This is a genomic window from Salinicola sp. 4072 (assembly GCF_036663415.1).
In the GTDB taxonomy this organism is placed as follows: Bacteria; Pseudomonadota; Gammaproteobacteria; order Pseudomonadales; family Halomonadaceae; genus Salinicola; species Salinicola salarius_A.
The window spans coordinates 1-20,903 of record NZ_JAXOVV010000033.1 but is presented as its reverse complement, the minus strand read 5'-3'; the positions used below and the strand labels follow the sequence as shown (position 1 = coordinate 20,903).

Below are 20,903 nucleotides of genomic sequence, written 5' to 3'. Positions count from 1 at the left end.
CCGCCGCTGACGAATCGTCATCGGTCATCGAAACGCCATTCGCTTTCGCCGACCGTGTTGGTTTCCGAACAAGTAGTGTTGGAAACCCGCCTCTTTCCACTACCGTTATTATCGTAAAACGAGTGCTACATGTTGGACATTAGTGGTTAAGACTAAGGTGTTAAATATTTTAAGTTCATTCAAATCAAACAAATAGAATTCTTTTTTTATTAGTGACGCTGATTCCTTTTTTGGTCGTATAGCTTTATGAAACGGCTGTTCTAGGATGCTCGAAAGAGAAAAAGGAACGGCGCCACTCATGTCATTACAACTCGACAACGTGACACTGTCCGTGCGGGGCGAGACCTATATCGATAATGCCTGCCTGACGCTGGAGCCAGGGTCGTTCAATGTGCTGCTGGGGCATACGCTGGCGGGAAAGACGACGTTGATGCGGCTGATGGCCGGCCTGGATATGCCGGATCGGGGAACGGTGCATCTTGGCGGACGGGACATGACCCATGTGCCGGTACGCCAGCGCAATGTCTCGATGGTCTATCAGCAGTTCATCAACTATCCCACGTTGACGGTTTTCGACAACATCGCTTCGCCGCTCAAGCAGGCCAAGGTATCTCATCAGGAGATCGCCCGACGAGTCGAGGAGACCGCCGCGATGCTGGGCATCCAGCACCTGCTGGGACGATACCCGCAGGAGCTCTCCGGCGGCCAGCAGCAACGCACGGCGATGGCTCGCGCACTGGTCAAGGACGCCGACCTGGTACTGTTCGACGAACCACTGGTCAACCTCGACTACAAGCTGCGCGAAGCTCTGCGGGTGGAAATGCGCAAGCTGTTCGAGTCGCGCCATACCATCGCCGTCTACGCCACTACCGAACCCGCGGAAGCGCTGGCGCTGGGCGGCACGACCACGCTGCTGCACCAAGGCCGGATCGTCCAGAGCGGCCCCAGCGACGAGGTCTATCGCCACCCTTGCAACCGGGAGGCGGCGAGCCTGTTCGGCGAGCCGCCCATCAATCTGATGCCGATGACGATACGCGGCGAGGAGTGTCGGATTGCTGGCTTGCATCAGCCGCTGCCGGACGTGTGGCGTTCGCTGCCGGCCGGTGAGTACCAGGTGGGTATCCGACCACACCACTGGTCGCTGCAGCCGCTCGATGAGCCAGCGTTTCGCCTGCCGGTCATCGTCCGTGTGGCGGAGATCAGCGGTTCCGAGACGTTCCTGCATCTATCGCATGACCGGATCGACCTGGTGGCGCACCTGATCGGCATTCACGAGTTCGGCGTCGACCAGGCTCTGGAGATGCAGGTGGCCTGTCGCCAGCTGTTCGTGTTCGAGCCGGACGGGGATCTGGTGTTGTCGCCATCCTCGCCGCGACCAACGCTCGCCAGCGTGTAAGGAGAGTCGGACATGGCGGAAATTCGCTTGGAGCAATTGGCGCACAGCTACCACGGCACCCCTTCGAAGCCGGCCGACTACGCGCTGAGGCAGATGGATCATGTCTGGGAGCAGGGTGGCGCGTATGCCTTGCTGGGCCCTTCGGGTTGCGGCAAGAGCACGTTGCTCAACATCATCTCCGGACTGCTGGTGCCGTCCGAGGGGCGGGTGCTCTACGACGGCAAGTCGGTCAACGACCTTAGCCCGCAGCAGCGCAACATTGCCCAGGTTTTTCAGTTTCCGGTGGTCTACGACACCATGACGGTGTTCGACAACCTGGCGTTTCCGCTACGCAACCAGGGACATTCCCGCGACCGTATTCATCAGCGCGTGCGCGAGGTGGCCGAGGCACTGGAGATCGAGCCGCTGTTGAGCCGCAAGGCGCACAATCTGACCGCCGACGAGAAGCAGAAAGTGTCGATGGGGCGCGGCCTGGTGCGCGACGACGTGGCAGCAATCCTGTTCGACGAGCCGCTGACGGTGATCGATCCGCAACTGAAGTGGCGGCTGCGGCGCAAGCTCAAGGAGATCCATCAGCGCTTCAACGTGACGATGGTCTACGTCACCCACGATCAACTGGAGGCTTCCACCTTCGCCGACAAGATCGCGGTGATGTACCAGGGCCAGATCGTGCAGTTCGGTACCCCGCGGGAGCTGTTCGAGAATCCGCAACATACCTTCGTCGGCTACTTCATCGGCAGCCCCGGCATGAACCTGCTCGACATCGTGCTGGGCTCGGCGGGGATCGAGCTCGAGGGGCGAGCGCTGCCGGTGGAGGAATGGATCGTCGCGCAGCTGCGCCGAGGGGGCGAAGGGCGTCTGCAGCTCGGTATCCGGCCGGAGTTCGTGCAGCTCGTCGCTCCCGAGGCGTCGACGCTGCACGGCCAGGTGGATCTGGTCCAGGACCAGGGCACCTTCAAGATCGTCGATGTGCGTCTCGACACGCCGTCGGCGTCCGTGATCAAGGCGCGTCTGGGTGAAGAGCAGCTCGTACCGGAAGGGCGTGTCGGGCTGGCGTTCCCGGCGGCCTGGCAACGTTTCTATCGTGATGACCGGCTGGTGGAGATCGTGCCATGAAACCCTATAACAACAAGGCTTGGTGGCTGGTGCTGCCCGTCTTCGTGCTGGTGGCGTTCAGCGCCATCATTCCGATGATGACGGTGGTCAACTACTCCGTGCAGGACATCTTCGACCCGAGCACGCGCTATTTCGTGGGGACGGAATGGTATCGGGAAATTTTGGCGGATCCGAGGCTGCACGATTCGCTGGTGCGCCAGTTCATCTACTCGTTCTGTGTGCTGGCCATCGAGGTACCGCTAGGCATCATCGTCGCGCTGTCCATGCCGCGGCGGGGGCTGGGCGTGCCGGTCAGCCTGATCCTGCTGTCACTGCCGCTGCTGGTGCCTTGGAACGTGGTAGGGACGATCTGGCAGATCATCGGCCGGGAGGATATCGGCCTCTATGGCTGGATCCTCAACAGCCTCGGGCTCGACTACAACTACGCCTCCAACCCGCGGGACGCCTGGACGACGGTGCTGGTGATGGATGTCTGGCACTGGACGTCGCTGGTGGCGCTGCTGTGCTACTCCGGGCTGCGCTCGATTCCGGACGTCTACTACCAGGCCGCGCGAATCGATCGTGCCTCGTCCTGGGCGGTGTTCCGCTACATCCAGCTGCCGAAGCTCAAGAACGTGCTGCTGATCGCGGTGATGCTGCGCTTCATGGACAGCTTCATGATCTACACCGAGCCGTTCGTGCTCACCGGCGGCGGGCCGGGTACGGCGACGACGTTCCTGAGCCAGACTTTGACCCAGATGGCGCTGGGACAGTTCGACCTGGGCCGGGCCGCGGCGTTCTCGCTGATCTATTTTCTGATCATCCTGCTGGTGACCTGGGTGTTCTACACCGCCATGACGCATAACGACAACAAGGGATGACGCCGCCATGAGATTGCGTAAAAGCCTGGTGATGCTGATCTATCTGCTGTTCGTGCTGGTGCCGATCTACTGGCTCGTCAACATGTCGCTGAAGTCGAACCGGGAAATTCTTGGCGGCCTCACCCTGTGGCCGGCGGCGCCGACGCTGGACAATTACCGGGTCATCTTCACCGAGCCGACCTGGTACACGAGCTATCTCAACTCCCTCAGCTACGTATCAATGAACATGCTGATCTCGCTGCTGGTGGCGCTGCCGGCCGCCTATGCGTTCTCGCGCTACCGATTCCTGGGCGACAAGCACATGTTCTTCTGGCTGTTGACCAACCGGATGGCGCCACCGGCGGTGTTCCTGCTGCCGTTCTTCCAGCTCTATTCGGCGGTGGGGCTGTTCGATACGCCGATCGCCGTGGCGCTGGCGCACTGCCTGTTCAACGTGCCGCTGGCGGTGTGGATTCTGGAGGGCTTCATGTCGTCGGTGCCGAAGGAGATCGACGAAACGGCTTATATCGACGGCTATACCTTTCCCAAGTTCTTCGTCCGCATCTTCCTGCCGATGATTCGGCCCGGCATCGGTGTCACCGCGTTTTTCTGCTTCATGTTCTCGTGGGTGGAGCTGCTGCTGGCGCGGACGCTGACTTCGGTCGACGCCAAGCCGATCGTGTCGCAGATGACCCGCACGGTATCGGCATCCGGCATCGATTGGGGCGTACTGGCGGCAGCCGGCGTGGTGGCACTGCTGCCCGGCATCGCCGTGATCTACTTCGTGCGCAATCACGTTGCCAAGGGCTTTGCCCTGGGCCGCGTCTGATCGGCTCGCCGGAAAGAGAGGAGATCATCATGGGCTGGATGGCCTGGACACTACCGACGGCACTGTTCTTTTCGGCGATCGCGCTGATGCTGGTGGCGATGACGGTCTGGCAGACCGTATCGCCCGGGCGCGAACGCAAAGGGTTCCTGCCGCTGGTCACATCGCGCGGCGACCGGCTGTTCATCGGCCTGCTGGCATCGGCATACGTGCATCTGCTGGTGCTGGCATTGACCGACTGGCCGCTCTGGCTCGCCACCGGTCTCTGTATGGCGGGAATGGCAATCATCATGAAATGGGGGTAACGCACCGACCGGGATCATTATCTGCATCGGATAGCGCCACGGCAGGAAAAAGCGAAGGATAACAAACGGGGGTTAACGCTATGTTCGATATCAAGCACGCCAAATCGTCTCGCCGAACGCCGCTAGGCATCGGCGTCGGGGTCAGTCTCGCGGGGCTGATGGCCGTATCGGGAGTTGCGGTTGCCGATCAGTACCAGGACGCCGCCAAACGCTGGCTGGACGACGAGTTCTCGACCTCGACGCTCACGCCCGAACAGCAGATGGCGGAGATGCAGTGGTTCATCGATGCCGCCAAGCCGTATCGCGGCATGCAGATCAATGTGGTTTCGGAAACGCTCACGACCCATAAATACGAATCCGAAGTGCTGGCCCGGGCGTTCAGCGAGATTACTGGTATCCAACTGACCCACGATCTGGTTCAGGAAGGGGATGTGATCGAGAAACTGCAGACGCAGATGCAGTCCGGTCGCAATATCTACGATGCCTACGTCAACGATTCGGATCTGATCGGCACCCACGCGCGCTACGGCAAGGTGGTGCCGATTTCCGACATGATCGAGGGCGACGGGGCCGAGGTCACGTCGCCGACGCTGGATCTCGACGACTTCATCGGCCTGTCGTTCACCACGGGGCCTGACGGCAAGGTCTACCAGTTACCCGACCAGCAATTCGCCAATCTCTACTGGTTCCGCGCCGACTGGTTCGATGACCCGGAGATCAAGCAGCAATTCAAGGAAAAGTACGGCTACGAGCTGGGCGTGCCGGTGAACTGGTCGGCCTACGAGGATATCGCCGACTTCTTCACCAACGATGTCCACGATATCGATGGCGTGCGCGTCTATGGTCACATGGACTACGGCAAGAAGGATCCCTCGCTGGGCTGGCGCTTCACCGATGCCTGGTTCTCGATGGCCGGAGCGGGCGATAAGGGCATTCCCAACGGTCTTCCGGTCGACGAATGGGGGATTCGCGTCGATCAGTGCCATCCGGTGGGCTCGAACGTCACCCGCGGCGGCGCGACCAACGGCCCGGCAGCGGTCTTCGCGACTCAGAAGTACATCGACTGGCTGCATGCCTATGCGCCGCCGGAAGCGCAGGGCATGACGTTCTCCGAAGCGGGACCGGTACCGGCGCAGGGCAATGTCGCGCAGCAGATCTTCTGGTACACCGGCTTCACCGCCGACATGACGCAGCCAGGTCTGCCGGTGGTCAACGAGGACGGCACGCCCAAATGGCGCATGGCGCCGTCACCGGTGGGCCCATACTGGGAAGACGGCATGAAGAAGGGGTATCAGGACGTGGGTTCCTGGACCTTCATGGAGTCGACGCCCCAGAAGAACCGTCTCGCCGCCTGGCTCTACGCGCAGTTCGTGACGTCGAAGACGGTCTCTCTCCAGAAGACGCTGGTGGGGCTGACGCCGATTCGCGAGTCCGACATCCAGTCCGACGCGATGACCGAAGCCGCGCCCAAGCTGGGCGGGCTGGTCGAGTTCTATCGCAGCCCGGCGCGGCTGCAGTGGTCGCCGACCGGCACTAACGTGCCGGACTATCCCAAGCTCGCACAGCTGTGGTGGCAGTTCATCTCCCGCGCTGTCAGTGGCGAGACCAGTGCCCAGGAAGCGCTGGACGGTCTGGCGGACGCGCAGGATCGAATCATGGAGCGCCTGGAGCGCGCCAACGTCCAGCCGCAGTGTGGGCCGAAACTCAACGAGCCGCGCGATGCGCAGTACTGGCTGGACCAGCCCGGCGCGCCCAAGCCCAAGCTCGACAACGAAAAGCCGCAGGGCAAGACCGTTCCGTATGACGAGATGGTGAAGTCCTGGCAGGAGAGCTGAGTGAATTCTCGGACTGCAGCCACAACTCGAGGTTTTCGCGTCACCTAGGCGGCGACCTTCCCGCCGGTAGTCCGGCGGGATTTTTTTGCCCCGTTTTCGCCGGCAGCGGCGCTATTGTGCGCCTGGCCTCACGACTTTTGACCGGGCGGTAGCTACCATGGAGGGACAGCAGGAGTAGAACATGTCACTGAATTCGTTGTTCGAGCATATTCATCAGTTACCCAGCGTGCCCGCCGTGGTCACCGAACTGATCGCCAGTCTGGATAACGAAAAGATCAGTATCCACCGCGTCTCGACCACGATTCATAAAGACCCCAACCTGAGTCTGAAATTGTTGCGCTCCGCCAATTCCGTGCGCTATGGCGTGGGTCGAAATGTAGCGACGATCGACGACGCCTTGTTGCTGCTGGGCTTCGACCGCGTGCGCACGCTGGTCATTGCCTCGGGCATGGTCGCTATGCTCAAGGAAGTGCCCGGTCTCGATCGCAAGGCGTTCTGGCGCGAGTCGTTCATGGTCGCCAATCTCAGCCGCACGATCGTGCGACATAGCCGCTTGCAAGGTCTGGCGCCGGAGACTGCTTTCACCTGTGGCATTCTGCATCACGTGGGCTCCGCGCTGATGCATATCGGTCACCCCGAAACCATGCAGCGGATCGACGCGCTGGTCGCAGAGGGCGCGCCACGGGCCGAGCTGGAAGCCAACCAGTTCGGTTATACCTTCAGCGAGGTGGGCGCCGAGCTGGGGCGTCGCTGGCGCTTCCCCGAGACCCTCTGCAATGCGCTGACCTACCAGGGTAAACCGCTGGAATCCGTGCCGTTTTCGGCGTACGCCGCTGCCGTTCACCTGGCCATTGGTCTCTACCACGGTATCGCCAATGGGCGGCGCGAAGAACACGCCCTGGGTGAGATGCCGCGGGACGTTCGTCGGCCGCTCGCTCTGGATCTGCTCTCGCTTTACGAGGAGATCCTGCAGAGCATGCGCACGGATGACGAACTGGATGTTTTTCTGGAGTGACCCCCGGATTGCCGGATTCGCCCTCCGTGCACCAGGGAAGCGCTCAGACGGCCGAGGCGTCGGTGTTCAGGTCGCTGGCCTCGGTGAACACGCGACACAGGCGTTCGATACCCGCCTGATCCTCGGCGCTGAAACGTGCAGGAACGGGGCTGTCGATATCCAGCACGCCCCACACCCTGTCCCCGACGACGATCGGCACGACCAGCTCGGAACGCGAGGCCGCGTCGCAAGCGATATGATCCGGTACCGCGTGGACGTCGTCGACTCGCTGCGTCTGGCGCGAGCGGGCCGCGGCACCGCAGACACCCTTGGAAAACGGAATCGGATTGCAGGCCGGCAAGCCCTGGAAGGGGCCCAGCACCAGCGTTTCGGGTTGGCGCTGAAGATAGAAGCCGACCCAGTTCAGCTCGCCGAGGGCCTGCATCAGGAAGGCACTGGTCTGGGCGGCGTTGGTCAGCCAGTCGCGGGTGTCGAGCAAGGCTTTCAACTGGCGCTCGAGGGAGTCGTAGTCGGTCATCACGAATCTCTTCAGAGTAAAGAAGGTGTCGAAACCAGAAACCAGCGCCCTGGGACGCTGGTTTCCGATTCGCTACGGTGGCTAGCGAGAGCCGGCCAGCGGATTCGCCGGCCGGTGTCTGGCGCGCGGGCTTACTTCCAGCCGGGAACGGCACCACCTTCGAACAGCGCTTCGGCCTTGTCGGCCACGGCATCGGACTGATAGGCCTTGACCAGATTCTGAATCGCCTCGCGATCCTGATCCCCCCCCCGTACGACGATCAAATTGACGTAGGGCGAGTCCGGGCCTTCCTTGATCAGCGCGTCATCCAGCGTCAGACCGGCGGGCTGCGTGAAGGTGCTGTTGATGAACGCCATGTCGACGTCCTGCAGCACGCGCGGCATCTGGGCGGCCTCGATCTCCTTGAACGAATAATCGTGCGGATTCTCGGTGATGTTGATCGGCGTCGCCTCCAGGTTTTCCGGGTCGTCGAGCGTGATCAGTCCGAGGTTGTCCATCAGGATCAGCGCGCGGCCTTCGTTGGTCGGATCGTTGGGTACGGCGATGGTCGCGCCGTCGGGCAGCTCGTCGATGCTGTCGTACTTGGCGGAATAGGCGCCGATCGGGTAGACGAACGTCTTGCCGGCAATGGCGAAATCATAGCCGCGGTCGTTGACCATCGAGCGCATGTAGGGCTCGTGCTGGTAGGCATTGGCGTCCAGGCTGCCATCGGCGAGCGCGGCATTAGGCGTCACGTAGTCGGTGAACTCGATGATCTCGACATCGAGGCCGTACTTCTCCTTGGCGACCTGTTTTGCCACTTGCATGACATCGGTCTCGGGGCCGGCCATGGTGCCGACCTTGATGGCATCGTCGGCGGCATGCGCGGCACCGGCGACCAGGCCCAGGCTCAATGCGGCGGCGCTTAGCGTACGTGTGAGTGAAATCGGCATTGGCGAGACTCTCCCTGAACGATGTTGCTCATATCAATGTAGGGACGATGAATGGTGGAGCGATCCAAGATCGGCGTTCGCATTCATCGTCATCTGTTGTCCACTGCAATATAACGGAATAACAGAAGACACGGTAATTCATTCTGGTTATTAGTCTAGTGGAGGGCCGCAATCACTTGTGATCGCTCTTGCGTACCAGATAGTCGCCCAGGCTCTGAAACAGCTGCACCATCACGACCAGCACTACCACGGTGATCAGCATCACGGTCGGGTTGAAGCGGTTGTAGCCGTAGCGGATGCCCAGGTCGCCGAGCCCGCCACCGCCCACCGCGCCCGCCATGGCGGAGTAGCTGACCAGGGCGACGATGGTGATCGTCAGGCCGTTGATGATGCCGCCACGCGCTTCCGGCAGCAGGACCTTCATGATGATCTGCATCGGCGTCGCGCCCATCGACTGGGCGGCTTCGACCAGGCCCGGAGAGACTTCGTTCAGCGCGCCTTCGACCAGCCGGGCAACGAAGGGAATCGCGGCGATCGTCAGCGGTACGGCGGCGGCGTTGGTGCCGATGGAGCTGCCGACGATCATGCGGGTAAACGGAATGATCGCCACCAGCAGGATGATGAACGGCACCGAGCGCCCGACGTTGGTGACGATGCCGAGTATGGTGTTGACGACCGGCTGGGCGAGGATCTGGCGCGGCCGCGTCACATACAGCAGCACGCCGAGGGGCACGCCTGCCAGCGCCGACAGAATGCCGGCAACGGCGACCATGTAGAGCGTCTCCAGCGTGGACTGCCAGACGAGATCAATCAGTGCGCTGGACATGACCCATTACCTCCACTTGCAGATCAAAGGATTCGAGCGTTGTCAGCGCTTGTTGCGTCTGCGAAGCACTGCCCATCAGTTCGGCGATCATCAGGCCGAGCGTACGCCCCTGAATGGATTCGACCTTGGCTTGGAGAATGCTGACATCGATGCCGTGTTCCCGGGCCAGGCGCGAGATCAGCGGGGTGGACACGCTATCGCCGGAGAAGGTCAGCCGCACCACGGGGTGGGTGGTTTCGCCGGGTTCGGGTTCGAGCCGCTCGATCAGGGCCTGAGGCGCCTCCAGCTTGAGGAAATCGTTCAGGAACTCCCGTCCCAGCTGCGTACCGGGGGCAGTGAAGAAGTCGCCGACATCGGCGTCTTCGACCAGGCGGCCGTCGGAGATCAGCCCCACACGATGGCAGATGGTCTTCACCACCTCCATTTCGTGGGTGATCAGCAGGATGGTCAGCCCCAGTTGCCGGTTGATCTCCTGCAGCAGCGTCAGGATCGACGCCGTCGTCTGCGGGTCGAGTGCCGATGTGGCCTCGTCGCACAGCAGCACCTTGGGCCGGCTGGCCAGTGCGCGGGCAATCGCCACGCGCTGCTTCTGCCCGCCGGACAGCTGCGCCGGATACTGTTTCGTCTTGTCCGCCAGCCCGGTCATCTCCAGCAGCGGAAGAACGCGCTCGCGAATGGCCTGGCGCGACTGCCCCATCAGTTCGAGCGGCAGGGCGACATTGTCGTAGACGGTGCGGTTGGTCAGCAGGTTGAAGTGCTGGAAGATCATGCCGCATTGATGGCGTGCCTGACGCAGGGCGGCGGCATCCATCGCGGTCAGGTCCTCTCCGTCGATGAGAACCCGGCCGGCGCTCGGGCGCTCGAGCAGGTTGACGCAGCGGATGAGCGTCGACTTGCCGGCGCCGGAGAGGCCGATGACGCCGTGAATCGTGCCTTTGGGCACCTGCAGGTCGATATCCTTCAGCGCCTGCACGGCACCGGGTCCGCTGCCGTAGGTTTTGGAGACGTTGTCCAGTGTGATCATTAGGCGTGTCGAAAGCGTCTGTCTGGGAGTCGGGGGAGCGGGGTGGGATTTCTCGCGCCTTGGGATATCACCGGCGCCAGCCCCGCTTCGATGAGGGCGCTAGTATACGGATCTCGCCGGACCAGAGCGACCGCTGGCGTCGGCTTCCGTCGCGAGATACCGTAAGCGACGGCGGCCGGTTTGCCGCCACACGGTTTCCGCTCTCAATGACAACTCTCTGCCTCAAGACTCAAGACTCTGTTTCAAGACACTTTTAAAAGACAACAAGGAGAAAGTCGATGCTGCCGTCACTCGATGATCAGGCCCTGGACCAGCTCTTTCTGGAAGCGCATACCCATAATGCCTGGCAACCGCGGGAAATTAGCGAGGAGACCCTGCGCAAACTCTACGAGCTGGTCAAGATGGGACCGACCTCGGCCAACTGCTGCCCGGCGCGCTTCGTTTTCGTTCGCTCAACGGCGGGCAAGGACAAGTTGCTGCCGTGCGTCTCTTCCGGTAACGCCGAAAAGACGGCGACGGCCCCTTGCACGGTGATCGTGGCCTACGACAAGCGCTTCTACGATCAGTTGCCGACACTGTTCCCGGTTGCTGACGCCAAAAGCTGGTTCACCGGGAGCGAAGCCTTCGCCGAACAGACGGCGCTACGCAACAGTTCGATGCAGGCCGGCTATCTGATCCTGGCGGCGCGAGCCATGGGGCTGGATACCGGGCCGATGTCCGGCTTCGATCCCGAGGCACTGGACGAAGCCTTTTTCGCCGGTACCGACTGGACGGCCAACTTGCTGATCAACCTGGGTTACGGTGACGTATCCGGCGTCAAGCCGCGCCTGCCGCGCCTGGCATTCGAAGAGGCTTGCGAGCTCGCGTGAGCCTTTGAGCGGGCATTCGATCCCGCCCTGAGAACGCGCTCGGCCATTGAGTCGAGCGGGTTCTATCGACGCCAAGGTGGTGTCGCTGAGCTGACAGTCGTTTCAAGCCTCGTTCGATCGCGGCAGCAAGCCGCCTAACACGATACGTTGGATATTGTTGATGGTGGTCTCGAAGAACTCGGGATCGGCCAGCGTCTTTCCGGAGATTGCTTCGATCTGTACGGCGAAATCGGCGTAGTGCTGCGTGGTGCCCCAGAGCAGATAGATCAGGTGGTGAGGATCGACCGGTAGCAGACTGCCGCTAGCGATCCAGCCCTCGATGACCTTGGATTTTTCTTCCACCAGCGCGCGCAGGTCGCGTTGCAGTTCTTCCTTCAGCAGCGGCGCGCCCTGGATCATCTCCAGGCAGAAGAGTCGCGACGCCTGCGCATGATCCCTCGACAGCTCCACCTTGATACGAATGTAGTGACTGATGGCTGCTTCCGGGGACTGTTCAGCGTCGATGGCGCGTATCGGCTCCAGCCAGGTATACAGAATCTGCTGCAAGACCGAGATGTAGAGTTTTTTCTTGGATGGAAAGTAATAGAGCAGGTTGGTCTTGGAAACGCCTGCCTGATCGGCAATGGCGTCCAGGCTGGCCCCGCGCAAACCGAACTGGGAAAACAGCGAGAGCGCTGCATCACGAATGCGTTGCTTGCGAGCTTCACTGGTAGCGGCGCGGTCCGGGGTGGTGGGCGTGATTGGCGTCATGGGCTTCCTGGTTGGCAAAGACCTGAATGGCGCATCGAGTTCCTATCCAGAGGCGTCGAGCCATGTCCATTACAGGTCGGCAACATTCGGCGGCACTTTATCATGTCCTTTCGGGGTTGACGCTATCGACCGGGATCCCTCGACTCGGTCAATGGTGAGTCTCGCTGTGCACCGAAATCGCTCGCATTGCCCATTTCTTGCGTCATTATCGCACGGCTTGTCTTTTCGGTTGGACCAAATGGTCTAGCCGACTGTTTGCGTCGCGTTCCAAGTCATTGAAAACGGATACGGTGCGATGCATTGGCACGTCTGTTGTAAGGAATTCGTCAGGTGTCGCGGCCGATACAGGCCGGCGGCAGATACCGATAACGAGAGCCGAACGACGAGGTGACTCATGCAACTAGGTGTCTTTATCCCTATCGGCAACAACGGCTGGCTGATCTCCGAGAATTCGCCGCAGTACATGCCGAGCTTCGAACTCAACAAGGCGGTGACTCAGAAGGCCGAGAGCTACGGCTTCGAGTTCGTGTTGTCGATGATCAAGCTGCGCGGGTTTGGCGGCAAGACCGAGTTCTGGGAGCACGCGCTGGAGTCCTTCACCCTGATGGCGGGGCTGGCGGCCGTGACCTCGAAGATCAATCTCTACGCCACTGCGGCAACGTTGGTGATGCCGCCGGCGATTACCGCGCGTATGGCGGCGACCATCGATTCGATCGCCCCGGGGCGTTTCGGTATCAATCTGGTGACCGGCTGGCAGAAACCGGAATACAGTCAGATGGGCCTGTGGCCCGGGGACGAGTACTTTGCCAAGCGCTACGCCTATCTCGACGAGTACACCACGGTGCTGCGGGAACTGCTGGAGACGGGGCGCAGCGATCTTAAGGGCGACTTTTTCCAGATGGATGACTGTCGCCTGAGCCCGCGCCCCGAACAGGGCGTCAAGATCGTCTGCGCCGGCCAGTCGAGTGCCGGCATGGCCTTCACCGCCAAGCACGCCGACTACAGCTTCTGCTTCGGCAAGGGTCTGAATACGCCAACGGCATTCGCCGATACTGCCGGGCGTCTCAACGCGGCGGGGAGAGAATCCGGGCGCGATATCGCTTGCTACGTGCTGTTCATGGTGATCGCCGACGAGACCGACGAAGCGGCCATGGCGCGCTGGGAGCACTACAAGGCCGGGGCCGACCAGGAGGCACTCGACTGGATGGCCGACCAGGGCAGCCAGGACAAGAGTTCGGGCAAGGATACCAACGTGCGCCAAATGACTGACCCCACATCGGCGGTCAACTTCAACATGGGGACCTTGGTCGGCTCCTATGCCAACGTCGCGCGAATGCTCGACGAGATCGATACCGTCGAGGGCATCGGCGGCGTGATGCTGACGTTCGATGACTTTCTGGCAGGACTGGATACCTTCGGTGAGCGCGTGCAGCCGCTGATGAAGACCAGGGTCGATGTTGTCAATGCACCGACCGAGACGGCAGAGGTGGCGGAATGAGCGGTCTCAAGCAGACTCCAGTGGTCCGTCGTGGCGATGTCTTCGCCAACGACGAGATCGTGCTCGCCGGTCGCCCGGAAGCGATCGCGATGCCATGCTCCGAGACGGCATTGATCGTTGTCGACATGCAGAACGCCTATGCCACTCGGGGTGGCTACCTCGATCTGGCCGGTTTCGATGTCACCACTACCGGGCCGGTCATCGAGCGAATTGCCAAGGCGATAAAGCTGGCGCGCGCGGCGGGTATCCAAGTGATCTTCTTCCAGAATGGCTGGGATGCCGAGTACGTCGAGGCCGGCGGCCCGGGATCTCCCAACTGGCATAAGTCCAATGCGCTGAAAACCATGCGTCAGCAACCCGAGCTGCATGGACAGCTGCTGGCCAAGGGTACCTGGGATTACGCGCTGGTCGACGAACTGAAGCCTCAATCTGGAGACGTCGTGCTGCCGAAGCCGCGCTATAGCGGATTCTTCAACACCGCACTGGACAGCATCCTGCGTTCGCGGGGTATCCACCACCTGCTGTTTACCGGCATCGCCACCAACGTGTGCGTCGAGTCGACGCTGCGTGATGGCTTCTTCCTCGAGTATTTCGGCACCGTGCTGGAGGACTCGACCTATCAAGCCGGTCCGCTGTCGGCGCAGAGCAGCGCCATCTTCAATATCGAAACCTTTTTCGGCTGGGTGTCGAGCGTCGATGCCTTAGAGGACGCCTGCGCGGCTCGAACCGACGTCCGGCAGCCACACGCTTCATCCATGACTTCGTCAGCAGCAGGAGAGTGATCATGCCCAAGACAAGTGTGATTCCCACCGGTTCCGGTGCGCCTCTGGCCCCATTCGTCCCGGGTAGTCAGGCCGATAATATCCTTTACGTTTCCGGCACTCTGCCGTTCGACAAGGAGAACAACGTGGTTCACGTCGGCGACGCTGCCGCCCAGACCCGCCACGTGCTGGAACTCATTCAGAGCGTGGTCGAGACCGCCGGAGGCAGCATGAGTGACGTCACCTTCAACTCGATCTTTCTGCGTAATTGGGAAGACTATGCGGCGATCAACGCGGTCTACGCAGAGTTCTTTCCCGGCGAGAAGCCGGCGCGTTACTGCATTCAGTGCGGGCTGGTGAAGCCGGATGCGCTGATCGAGATCGCCTCGATCGCGCATTTGCCTCACTGAGTCGTTGACTGACGCTCTGCCGGAAGGGTCTTTTCAATGCATTACGAAATACTGGGACGCACGGATCCCGACGCCCCGACGATTCTGCTCTCCGCGGGATTGGGTGGCGCCGGTCGCTTCTGGGAGCCGCAGCTGGCTTCACTGGAGACGACACACCGGGTCGTGATCTATGACCACCTCGGCACGGGCAAGAGCCCGGCCGAGCTGCCGAGCGGCTACGCGATCGATGACATGGCGCAGGAGGTGCTGGCCTTGCTCGACCGGGTGGACATCGAGCGCGTCGATTTCATGGGCCATGCCCTGGGAGGTCTGGTCGGGCTGCAGATGGCGCTGCTGGCGCCGGCCCAGTTGGATCGGCTGATCGTGATCAACGCCTGGAGTCGTGTCGATGTCCAGAGCGAGCGCTGCTTTCGGGTGCGTCTGGCACTGCTCCAGGACAGTGGGGTCGAAGCTTATCTGCATGCGCAGCCGCTGTTTCTGTATCCCGCCGACTGGCTGTCCGCCAACCACGACAGGCTGCTGATCGAGGAGGCTCATGCCCTCGAACATTTCCCGGGAAAGCAGAACGTGCTGGCCAGAATCGGTGCGCTGTCGGACTTCGACGTCGATGCTCGGCTGGGAGAGATCGACACGCCCACGCTGGTGATTGCCTCGCGGGACGATCTGCTGGTGCCGTACACGCAATCCCGGCGCCTTGCCGAGGCATTGCCCAACGCACGACTGGAAATGTTCGACTATGGCGGGCATGGCATGACGGTGACCGTTCCGGCGGCGTTCAACGCTTCGGTAGAACGATTCCTGACAACCTGATCACCGCTCGCCGATGACGTGATCGTCATAGTTGAGAGACGGGAGGGAGATTTCATGATGACGTCGTTACGAAAACCTGAATATGCGATGGAAGAACCAAGTACGGTTTCGCCATCGGAGTTCCGCGAAGCAATGTCGCGACTGGCTGCTGCGGTCAACGTGGTAACCACCGATGGACCAGCCGGACGCGCCGGCTTTACGGCATCTGCCGTGTGCAGTGTGACCGATGAACCGCCGACGCTGCTGGTCTGTATCAATCGGCGTGCCTCGGCTTTTCCGGCTTTTGCCGACAACCCCATGCTTTGCGTCAACGTGCTGAGCGCCGATCATCAGCAGGTTTCCAATATCTTTGGCGGGAAGACGCCCATGGCGGAGCGTTTCGCTCAGGCCGAATGGGCGACGCACGAGACAGGCGTTCCGGTCTTGGTGAATGCGCTGGCGCATTTCGAATGTCGAATCGGGCAGCGCGTAGCGGTAGGCACCCACGATGTGCTGTTCTGCGAGATCGTGGCGATGTCGACCTGCGACGATAGCCAATGCCTGCTCTATTTCGATCGTCAGTACCATCACTTGCCCCGGCTCACCTCCAACGGCTGAACGGAAAGCAGCATTCCTGACCCTTTGGATAGAGCTTCACGACCTTCCAAGAACTTCTTGGCCCTTTGAGGGGTCACCACGGGATCGGAGACACACAATGACAATATCCGCTTCTCGCATGGTCGAACGTGACGGCAAGATCGAGCTCAGTCTCGGCGACGACGTCCGCGACAGTGCCTTTTTCAATCACGATATTGCGCCGACGACGGCCAGCGAGCGAACCTGGTCGAAATGGAACATCGCCGCGCTCTGGGTCGGACTTTCGATTTGCGTGCCGACCTATACCCTCGGCGGGGTGCTCACTGCCTATTTCGGGCTAAGTGTGGGCGAGGCCTTGGTCGCGATTCTGCTGGCCAATGTGATTCTGTTGATTCCGCTGACGTTGAACGCCTTTCCCGGGACCCGCTACGGCATTCCCTTTCCGGTAGTGTTGCGTTCTTCGTTCGGCATCCGAGGTTCGAATGTCCCTTGCTTGATCCGTGCGCTGGTCGGTTGCGGCTGGTTCGGCATTCAGACGATGTTCGGCGGTTTGGCCATTCATCTGCTGCTATCCGCGATCGTGCCGCCGTGGCAATCGCTGGGCGGCTGGGGACAAGTTCTCGGGTTCTTCATCTTCGCGGCGATGAATCTCTGGGTGGTGATTCGCGGTGCGGAGTCGATCAAGTGGCTCGAGACACTGTCGGCGCCGTTGTTGTTGCTCGTCGCCATCGGGTTGATGGTATGGGCGCTGCCGCACGTTTCGCTGAGCGAGTTGATGGCGCAGCCACCGTCGCGACCGGAAGGCGCATCGGTAACGACCTACTTTCTTTCGGGACTCACGGCGATGGTCGGATTCTGGGCAACTCTGTCACTTAACATCCCGGATTTCAGCCGCTTCGCCAAGAGTCAGAAAGATCAGATCGTAGGCCAGGTTATCGGGCTTCCGCTGACCATGTTCTTCTTCGCCGCTTTGGGGGTAGTGATGACAGCGGCATCGGCTTCGCTGGTAGGGGAAACCGTCTCCGATCCAGTCACGTTGATTGGTCATATCGATAGCCCAGTCTGGGTGTCGATCGCCATGGTGTTGATCGTGATCGCCACGATCTCGACCAATACGGCGGGTAATATCGTTTCGCCGACCAATGATTTCCAGAACATCGCCCCCAAGTTGATCAATCGCACGGGCGGCGTGCTGTTGACCGGATTGGTCGGTACCTTGCTGATGGGGTATGACCTGCTGCAGAAGGCGGGGGTGATCGTCTCCGACGTGACGCTTGAGAGTCTCTATTCCAACTGGTTGCTGGGTTACTCGAGCCTGCTGGGGCCGATCGCCGGGATCATGGCGGTGGACTACTTTCTGATCAAGCGTCAGCGTCTGGATGTGGTCGCGCTCTACCGCGATGACGGCCGCTACCCGGCAATCAACATGGCCGGTTTCATCGCCTTCGGCGTACCGGTGGTGCTGACGCTGATATCGTTGACCACGGGGCTGTGGCAGTGGTTCTACGACTATGGCTGGTTTACTGGCTCGCTGTTGGGCGCAGTAGTCTATTACATCGCCGGCAAGGCGCTGGATCATTCGCGCGATGCGCCTTATGACATCCACACGGCAGACTCTGCCAGGGTTGGTTAGAGAGGCTGAGTTGAATATGCTGGCTGATCGAAACGAAAAAAGGCCACCCATTCGGGTGGCCATCAACGCTGGACACACCCTTTTAGCGAGATTGCCCGGAGACCGGCGCGCCTGCAATCGGGACAAATCGGCGCGATGAATTGCGGGCAATCTTAGAGTCAGTCGGCGAGGGCGTCAATTTCCTGGCGGACAGCGGTGGCGTGCTAGAATTCCCGCTCTTGTGGGTCGTCGAAGGCATCTGCCGTCGGCGGCTCGTCATCCGCTTCAGGCGAGGGGAGAGGTTCATGTTTACCGGGATCGTGCAGGATGTGGGGACCGTGGTGGCGATCGAGGAACGTGAGCAGTTGCGCACGCACGTGGTATCGATGGCGCCGGCGATGCGCGAAGGTCTGACGCTGGGCGCATCGGTATCTCACAACGGCTGCTGCCTGACGGTGACATCCATCGATGGCGACAATGTCAGTTTCGATCTGATGCGGGAAACCCTGCGCCTGACCAACCTGGGCGATCTCGCCGCGGGGGACCGGGTCAATCTCGAACGGGCGGCACGTTTCGGCGACGAGATCGGCGGTCATTCCATGTCCGGCCATATCATGGGAATGGCCAGGCTGGTGGAGATCGACGAGGCGCCCAACAACCGTCGGCTGTGGTTCGAGCTGCCGGCGGCGCTGGCGCGATTCGTGTTCGACAAGGGCTATATCGGCATCGATGGCATCAGCCTGACGATCGGGGAGGTGGAAGCCGAGCGCTTCTGCGTCAACCTGATTCCCGAAACGCTGGCCAGGACGACGATCGGCGAGCGTCTGCCGGGGGATCGGGTCAACATCGAGATCGATCCGCAGACCCAGGCCATCGTCGAAACGGTGGAGCGCGTGCTGGTCTCGCGCGATCGATCGGCTGGCGGGGCGTGACGATAATCGCGGTCGTCGCGACAGGTCGCGCCCTGGCGTTGGCTTGGGTAACATAGGCGCCTTTGCGCCAGGATCAATCGTTTTGCGATTTATCGTTCTTCGGTGCGCCGTGTTCGGTCAATGGAGTTTCTTCGATGAGCAGCAGTATCTACGGCGACTATATCAAGTCGGTCATCCGCACAGTGCCCGATTGGCCTCAGCCCGGCGTCAATTTTCGTGATATCACGCCGCTGCTTCAGAACAGTGCCGCGTTTCGCAAGCTGATCGACAGCTTCGTGCATCGCTATCAGGAGCTCGAGGTCGATGCCATTGCGGCGATCGACGCGCGCGGGTTCATCGTCGGTGCGCCGCTGGCCTACGAGCTGGGCTGCAGCTTCGTGCCGGTGCGCAAGAAGGGCAAGCTGCCGTTTCGAACCATCAGCGAGACGTACACGCTGGAGTATGGCGAATCGACGGTCGAGCTCCATGCCGATGCGTTTCGCGAGCGTGACCGTATCGTGCTGATCGACGACATCATCGCTACGGGCGGCACCATGCTGGCAGCCGCGTCGCTGATCCAGCGCAGCGGTGGCCATGTCGTCGAGACGGCAACCATCCTCGATCTGCCGGAACTGGGCGGCTCGGCCAAGATTCGTGAGGCCGGCTATAGCGTCTTCGCGGTTTGCAGCTTTACCGAAGACGAATGATTCCTGCCGCCGCCATCGCCCGATGGTGGCCCGATCAACAGGTTGGACCTGCCATGACCGTCAATCGCTATCACCACCATTTCACCGTTTCCTGGGATCAGATCCATCGCGATGTCCGGGCGCTCTGTCATCAGCTCGTCGAGCGGGATTTCCAGGGCATCGTCGCGATCACGCGCGGCGGCTTGATTCCGGCGGCATTGATTGCCCGCGAGCTCAATATCCGTCTCATCGATACCGTCTGCATCAAGAGCTACGACGAACAGTCCCAGGGCAAGCTGGACGTCATGAAAGGCGTCGACCACGATGGCGACGGCTGGCTGCTGGTCGATGACCTGGTGGATACCGGCAAGACCGCCCGGGCCGTGCGCGAGATGCTGCCCAAGGCGCATTTCGTTACCGTCTACGCCAAGCCGGAAGGGCGGCCGCTGGTCGACCAGTACCTGACCGAAGTGGCCCAGGACTGCTGGATTCAGTTCCCATGGGATCTGGGGCATGCCTACGTCGAGCCTCTGGTGGATCAGGTGCGTTCGCCAAAACCCTGACCGATGCGGAGCGAGTCGATGCCTCAATCCCCGTTACCCGATAGCTGGAACGCTCATCTCGGCGAGGAATTCAGTGCGCCTTACATGCAGGCGCTGCGCGCCTTTCTCGCCGAGGAAAAGGCGGCCCACAAGGTCATCTATCCTCATTCTTCCAACTGGTTTCGCGCTTTCGAGTTGACGCCGCTGGAACAGGTCAAGGTGGTGATACTGGGACAGGATCCCTACCACGGGCCCAACCAGGCTCATGGGCTCTGCTTTTCGGTACGTCCGGGCGTGCCGACGCCGCCCTCGCTGCAGAACATCTACAAGGAGTTGGCAGCGGATGTCGGCACGAGTCCTGTCAATCACGGCTTCCTCGAAAGTTGGGCTAGCCAGGGCGTGATGCTGCTGAACAGCGTGTTGACGGTGGAGCAGGGCAATGCCGGCTCCCATCGCAATCGCGGTTGGGAGACCTTCACGGATCGTGCCATTCAGGTCATCAACGAATACTGCAGCGGCGTGGTGTTCCTGCTTTGGGGCAGCGTAACTATTCAGGTCACGCTGCCTGATCCAGGCCGTCCCGACGCATGAATTCGGGCACTTCACCGGCAAACAACTGTTCCAGTGCGGTGTGCGCTGCCAGGCCCTGCTTGACCGCCGTCGAGAGGAAGCTGCGCATCCGGCAGAAGATCTCGGCACCTTCCCAGGAGCGGAAACAGCCTGAAATCTTCTGCTGGACCTTGGTCATCCGCAGGTCACGCTCCCCTTGGTTATTGGTGAAGGGCGCGGCGGGGTCGTCGAGGAAACGCAGCACGTCGTCCTCGTACGCCTGGAGACGTTCGAGCAG

The 20,903-nt window shown here is 61.1% G+C and carries 23 protein-coding genes and 1 pseudogene; 18 read left to right on the top strand and 6 right to left on the bottom strand.

Annotated features, from left to right (window positions below):
- Positions 1–298: 298 nt before the first annotated feature.
- From R3F72_RS16760 to R3F72_RS16730, 7 genes are all read left to right on the top strand, one after another.
- Positions 299–1,396, top strand: coding sequence for an ABC transporter ATP-binding protein (locus R3F72_RS16760; RefSeq protein WP_303854171.1), 1,098 nt, complete (start codon positions 299–301; stop codon positions 1,394–1,396).
- Positions 1,397–1,408: 12 nt separating this feature from the next.
- Positions 1,409–2,512 (top strand): ABC transporter ATP-binding protein, encoded by a 1,104-nt coding sequence (locus R3F72_RS16755; RefSeq protein WP_332780240.1) that lies wholly within the window; start codon positions 1,409–1,411, stop codon positions 2,510–2,512.
- Positions 2,509–3,372, top strand: a complete 864-nt coding sequence (locus tag R3F72_RS16750; RefSeq protein ID WP_303854173.1) for a carbohydrate ABC transporter permease — start codon at positions 2,509–2,511, stop codon at positions 3,370–3,372. The genes R3F72_RS16755 and R3F72_RS16750 overlap by 4 nt, the downstream gene beginning before the upstream one ends.
- A gap of 7 nt (positions 3,373–3,379) precedes the next feature.
- Positions 3,380–4,180 carry a carbohydrate ABC transporter permease gene (locus R3F72_RS16745; RefSeq protein ID WP_332780239.1) on the top strand — a complete coding sequence of 267 codons (801 nt, stop codon included), beginning with the start codon at positions 3,380–3,382 and terminating at the stop codon, positions 4,178–4,180.
- Positions 4,181–4,209: 29 nt separating this feature from the next.
- Positions 4,210–4,482, top strand: coding sequence for a DUF2160 domain-containing protein (locus R3F72_RS16740; RefSeq protein ID WP_071230133.1), 273 nt, complete (start codon positions 4,210–4,212; stop codon positions 4,480–4,482).
- Positions 4,483–4,640: 158 nt separating this feature from the next.
- Positions 4,641–6,317 carry an ABC transporter substrate-binding protein gene (locus R3F72_RS16735; RefSeq protein ID WP_332780248.1) on the top strand — a complete coding sequence of 559 codons (1,677 nt, stop codon included), beginning with the start codon at positions 4,641–4,643 and terminating at the stop codon, positions 6,315–6,317.
- 181 nt (positions 6,318–6,498) lie between these two features.
- On the top strand, positions 6,499–7,332 hold the full coding sequence (locus R3F72_RS16730) for an HDOD domain-containing protein (RefSeq protein ID WP_332780238.1): 834 nt from the start codon (positions 6,499–6,501) through the stop codon (positions 7,330–7,332).
- Between the two features lie 43 nt (positions 7,333–7,375).
- Here R3F72_RS16730 and R3F72_RS16725 read toward each other — a convergent pair whose 3' ends face one another.
- From R3F72_RS16725 to R3F72_RS16710, 4 genes are all read right to left on the bottom strand, one after another.
- A complete protein-coding gene (locus tag R3F72_RS16725) occupies positions 7,376–7,849 on the bottom strand; it encodes a GAF domain-containing protein (RefSeq protein WP_332780237.1) in 474 nt (157 codons plus the stop codon).
- 131 nt (positions 7,850–7,980) lie between these two features.
- Positions 7,981–8,781 carry a MetQ/NlpA family ABC transporter substrate-binding protein gene (locus tag R3F72_RS16720; RefSeq protein ID WP_332780236.1) on the bottom strand — a complete coding sequence of 267 codons (801 nt, stop codon included), beginning with the start codon at positions 8,779–8,781 and terminating at the stop codon, positions 7,981–7,983.
- Between the two features lie 172 nt (positions 8,782–8,953).
- Entirely contained in the window at positions 8,954–9,607 is a 654-nt protein-coding gene (locus R3F72_RS16715; protein WP_332780235.1) for a methionine ABC transporter permease, read from the bottom strand.
- A complete protein-coding gene (locus R3F72_RS16710; RefSeq protein ID WP_332780234.1) occupies positions 9,588–10,631 on the bottom strand; it encodes a methionine ABC transporter ATP-binding protein in 1,044 nt (347 codons plus the stop codon). The genes R3F72_RS16715 and R3F72_RS16710 overlap by 20 nt, the downstream gene beginning before the upstream one ends.
- A 278-nt stretch (positions 10,632–10,909) precedes the next feature.
- Here R3F72_RS16710 and R3F72_RS16705 point away from each other — a divergent pair, with 278 nt between their 5' ends.
- Positions 10,910–11,500 (top strand): malonic semialdehyde reductase, encoded by a 591-nt coding sequence (locus R3F72_RS16705; RefSeq protein ID WP_087718795.1) that lies wholly within the window; start codon positions 10,910–10,912, stop codon positions 11,498–11,500.
- A gap of 102 nt (positions 11,501–11,602) precedes the next feature.
- Here the strand turns inward: R3F72_RS16705 and rutR are convergent, their stop codons facing one another.
- Positions 11,603–12,250 carry an HTH-type transcriptional regulator RutR gene (gene rutR / locus R3F72_RS16700; protein ID WP_332780233.1) on the bottom strand — a complete coding sequence of 216 codons (648 nt, stop codon included), beginning with the start codon at positions 12,248–12,250 and terminating at the stop codon, positions 11,603–11,605.
- Between the two features lie 394 nt (positions 12,251–12,644).
- On the opposite strand from rutR, the gene rutA reads away from it, so the two are divergent.
- The 10 genes and pseudogenes from rutA to ung form a co-directional block, all read left to right on the top strand.
- Positions 12,645–13,748: a pyrimidine utilization protein A gene (gene rutA / locus R3F72_RS16695; protein WP_303854181.1), complete on the top strand. Its 1,104-nt coding sequence runs from the start codon at positions 12,645–12,647 to the stop codon at positions 13,746–13,748.
- Entirely contained in the window at positions 13,745–14,530 is a 786-nt protein-coding gene (rutB, locus tag R3F72_RS16690) for a pyrimidine utilization protein B (protein WP_332780232.1), read from the top strand. The genes rutA and rutB overlap by 4 nt, the downstream gene beginning before the upstream one ends.
- A 2-nt stretch (positions 14,531–14,532) precedes the next feature.
- Positions 14,533–14,919, top strand: a complete 387-nt coding sequence (gene rutC / locus R3F72_RS16685; protein ID WP_087718799.1) for a pyrimidine utilization protein C — start codon at positions 14,533–14,535, stop codon at positions 14,917–14,919.
- Positions 14,920–14,955: 36 nt separating this feature from the next.
- Positions 14,956–15,729 carry a pyrimidine utilization protein D gene (rutD, locus tag R3F72_RS16680; RefSeq protein WP_332780231.1) on the top strand — a complete coding sequence of 258 codons (774 nt, stop codon included), beginning with the start codon at positions 14,956–14,958 and terminating at the stop codon, positions 15,727–15,729.
- 132 nt (positions 15,730–15,861) lie between these two features.
- A complete protein-coding gene (locus tag R3F72_RS16675; RefSeq protein ID WP_332780230.1) occupies positions 15,862–16,326 on the top strand; it encodes a flavin reductase in 465 nt (154 codons plus the stop codon).
- A 97-nt stretch (positions 16,327–16,423) separates the two neighbouring features.
- Entirely contained in the window at positions 16,424–17,938 is a 1,515-nt protein-coding gene (locus R3F72_RS16670) for an NCS1 family nucleobase:cation symporter-1 (protein ID WP_332780229.1), read from the top strand.
- 284 nt (positions 17,939–18,222) lie between these two features.
- Positions 18,223–18,849: a riboflavin synthase subunit alpha gene (locus tag R3F72_RS16665; RefSeq protein ID WP_332780228.1), complete on the top strand. Its 627-nt coding sequence runs from the start codon at positions 18,223–18,225 to the stop codon at positions 18,847–18,849.
- A 134-nt stretch (positions 18,850–18,983) separates the two neighbouring features.
- A complete protein-coding gene (locus R3F72_RS16660) occupies positions 18,984–19,535 on the top strand; it encodes an adenine phosphoribosyltransferase (RefSeq protein WP_071230149.1) in 552 nt (183 codons plus the stop codon).
- A gap of 53 nt (positions 19,536–19,588) precedes the next feature.
- Positions 19,589–20,077: a xanthine phosphoribosyltransferase gene (gpt, locus tag R3F72_RS16655; RefSeq protein ID WP_303854191.1), complete on the top strand. Its 489-nt coding sequence runs from the start codon at positions 19,589–19,591 to the stop codon at positions 20,075–20,077.
- Positions 20,078–20,095: 18 nt separating this feature from the next.
- A pseudogene (gene ung, locus R3F72_RS16650) lies at positions 20,096–20,635 on the top strand (uracil-DNA glycosylase); the annotation flags it as partial.
- Here ung and R3F72_RS16645 read toward each other — a convergent pair.
- Positions 20,613–20,903, bottom strand: a 291-nt coding sequence (locus tag R3F72_RS16645; RefSeq protein WP_332778557.1) for an IS66 family transposase, incomplete at its 5' end; no start/stop codon positions are given. The pseudogene ung and the gene R3F72_RS16645 overlap by 23 nt on opposite strands.